1 protein-coding gene and 1 pseudogene are annotated in these 3,721 nt (G+C 36.0%); both read left to right on the top strand.

Going from position 1 to position 3,721, the window contains the following annotated elements:
- Positions 1 to 150 precede the first annotated feature (150 nt).
- Positions 151 to 3,048, top strand: coding sequence for a glycosyltransferase (locus LOC54_RS11705; RefSeq protein WP_279313970.1), 2,898 nt, complete (start codon positions 151 to 153; stop codon positions 3,046 to 3,048).
- Positions 3,049 to 3,266: 218 nt separating this feature from the next.
- A pseudogene (locus tag LOC54_RS11700) lies at positions 3,267 to 3,553 on the top strand (transposase); the annotation flags it as partial.
- Positions 3,554 to 3,721 lie beyond the last annotated feature (168 nt).

Below are 3,721 nucleotides of genomic sequence, written 5' to 3'. Positions count from 1 at the left end.
GCAGCGCCGTCAGAATGGCGGCATGACAACAACCGGGTATAGCTTATTCAAACCCAAAAACTGTCCGATCAGACGGGTCCACCTCTGTATGCCCATATTTACATATTTAAGAAAAATCATATATTTTCGCGCTAAAGGGGATATGTTCTGATGCCGCGCAGAAAAGCTTTCTGGGATTATTTTGATTTCGACTGGTGTAAGATCCAGAACCCTGAAATAGAATCTATATTAGATGATATAAACTCTCTTGAGTTTGAAAATATCATTGAAATTTTCGGAAAATATGGTTATTCCCCTAATCCGTATTTTGATGAAAAGTGGTATGTTGAAAGATATAAGGAAGTTAAAGATCTTATATCTTCCGGTGAATATATATCAGGATTTGATCATTATAGAAAAAAAGGGTTTTTAGGGAAAAATCCTCACTGGTTGTTCAGTGAAGAATATTATATAAAATATAAAGATATATCTTCAGGAAAATATCTTACTGATCATTATCTGAATGGATACGATCATTATCTGAGTGTGGGTGACAGTGAATTCAGAAGCGGATCATGGTTTTTCGATCCGAGAGAATATATAAAATCAACTTCTAATGTTATCATAAGAAATCCCTTTGATCATTATCTCCGATCAGACTCTTTGTATGCAAACAGCATGTATTTTGATCATGAGTACTACATAAAAACATATCCTGAAATTCATGATGTTATAAAAGAAAAAAAATTCAGATCTGTTCTTCATCATTATCTTTCTAATAAAAATTATAATCCGAGCGCTTATTTTTCAGAAAAATACTATCTCGGAAAATATCCTGATATACAGGGTGCTATAGATGATGGAAGATTCAGATGCTCATATGAACATTTCCTCATATATGGGATAAAAGAGAGAAGAAGCCCAAACGAAAATATAGATCTTGATGAATATTATAATAACAGCAGGGTGCAGTATTTAATTAAAGATGGAAGATTTCCGGATGTTTTTATTTCTTATTGTTTGCAGAGTGAGAAAAACATTGATGTAAATCATGAGCTTATTGCGAATGAAGATATAACAAAATTATCATTCGAAAAAAAATCTGAATATATTTCATTGTTTTTATCAAAAAACAAGATAGACTTTAGGTATAAAATTCCAAAAGTTACAGTTGTCATTGTTGTTTATAATAATTTTTCTATGACTTTAAATTCTCTTTTTTCTTTGAGATCATCTTATGACGATGAGATGCAGGTTATAATTGTCGATTCCGGTTCTTCCGACGAGACTTTAAATATAGAGAAATATTTCTACGGCCTGGATGTTTTAAGATTTGATGGGAATATAGGTTTTCTTAGAGGCTGTAATGCGGCTATCCCTCATATATTATCGCCTTTCACGGTTTTCCTGAACAATGATGCGGAGATACAGTTTGGTGCTATAGATAAGGCTCTTTCCAGAGCGCAGAAATATCCGGAAACCGGTGCAATCGGGGCAAAGCTGGTCCGGACAAATGGTATGTTGCAGGAGGCTGGATCTGTCATCTGGAGGGATGGCAGTGTTGTCGGTTATCTGAGAGGGCAGAGCCCTGATGTCCCGGAAGCCAATTTCGTAAGGAAGGTCGATTTCTGTTCAGGTGCATTCCTCTTTGTAAGGACCAGTCTTCTGCGTCAGCTGAACGGGTTCAGGGAGGACTATATCCCTGCTTATTACGAGGAGACGGATCTTTGCGTCAGAATATGGGAAGCTGGATACGAAGTTGTTTATGATCCTTCTATAGTTATCATACACTATGAGTATGGAACATCTGATATAAAAAGTGGATCAGGATATATAAATAGAAACAGGAATATATTTATTTCAAAAAATAAAGATTTTTTATCTAAAAAATATATAAAAAGTGATAGCAATATACATAGAGCAAGATCTGTATCAAATAAAAATAAGAAAAATGTTCTTTTTATAGATGATAGGATACCATTAAAGTATCTCGGATCAGGATTTTCAAGAGCAAACGATATTATAAATACTATGTCTGAAATATCCTGCTCGGTAACCGTATTTCCTATATATAAACCTACTGAGCCGACGCCGGAGGTATATCAGGATTTCCCGGATGATGTCGAAATCATATGGGACCGAGATCTTAAGGATCTTGAGGAGTTTCTCGGGCAGCGTGCCGGCATGTACGATGTGATATGGATATCCAGAACTCATAATGCACATCGTCTTATTTCTGTTATAGAAAAGGTATCTCATCTTTTTTATGAAGTAAAAATTATAGTAGATACGGAAGCTGTAAGCTCAGTTCGAGATGAACAGAAAGAAAATATTGATAATATTCCGGAAGAAAATAGAATATCTCTTGATAGAAAAATTCAAAATGAATTTGAATGCCTTTCTATTGCTAATGATATAGTAGCAGTTAATTATTTTGATAAAAATATTCTCAATAAAAATGGTTTTATGAATGTTTCTGTTTTAGGGCATCTCCAGAGGGATCATTTTTATGAAAATAAATGGGAAGAAAGATCTGATATACTTTTTGTTGGGGCCATACATGATTATAATTCACCGAATTATGATTCTCTATTGTGGTTTTTCAGTAATGTATGGCCGGATCTTGAGAGGGAACTGCCAGATAATGTCTGTATAAAAATAGCCGGATATATCAGGCCAGGCCTGTCTCTCTCCGGATTATCTACATCGCCAAGAGTAAAATTCTTTGGGAAAGTAGAAAATCTTAGAAATTTATATAATAATTCAAGAGTTTTTATCGCTCCAACAAGGTATGCTGCTGGAATACCATATAAAATTCATGAGGCAGCTTCTTATGGAATACCAATAGTTGCTTCTGATATTCTAGGTGTTCAGCTAGGTTGGGAAGACGGAAAAGAAGCTTTTCTTTCATCTACATATGATCCAGAGGATTTCAGGAAAAAGATATTAAATTTATATTATAATAAAAATATATGGAATACAATAAGACAAAATGAAATAGAAAATATAAGAAAAAATAATAATTTTTTAAAGTATAAAAAAGATATAAAAAGGATTATATTTAAATAATATATATTTGTATTAACTTAAATCTATATGGGAATAGGCGTATTCAACTTAAGCGATATAAATCGTAAAATCTCTTAGTCGGAGGATATATGCAGACTTGGTCAATCCTCGCGTAGCAAGGCGGGCAGTCGAAAACTACAATGGCAACAGCTTGTACCGTCGAAGCTGCGCGTGAGGGGGCAGCTTTTGCCATTGTCATGTCTCATCGAAGGCGTAAAAAAGCTTTGGCCCATCCGGACGGAAGAAAATGTGGCCGACAGCCGTTTGATCCAGTGCTGATGTTCAAAATTCTGGTCATACAGACACTGAACAATTTATCCGACGAGCGGACGGAATACCTGATCAGCGACCGCCTCTCCTTCATGCGATTTTTAGGTCTGGGGCTGTCGGATCGTGTTCCTGCTGGCAGAACGATATGGCTGTTTCGGGTACGATTGACGTTTTGTTCAATCGTTTTGACGCGACCCTGAGAAACGCTGATTATCTGCCTATGTCTGGCCAGATCGCCTATATCTCATCCGCAAAAACTCTTGTCCCGCCCACTCCTTCCGCCTCTGCCATGTGGGAAGAATTTCAGTATCTAGATGTTTGGTCCTGGGATTTGATGGTGCGGATTATGTATGAACCTTGATGGTTCTTTTTCCCATTGCTGACAAATGAATTCGTATGGCGT

Source organism: Acetobacter sp. AN02 (genome assembly GCF_029759835.1).
In the GTDB taxonomy this organism is placed as follows: Bacteria; Pseudomonadota; Alphaproteobacteria; order Acetobacterales; family Acetobacteraceae; genus Acetobacter.
This window is presented reverse-complemented; position numbering and strand designations above follow the sequence as displayed.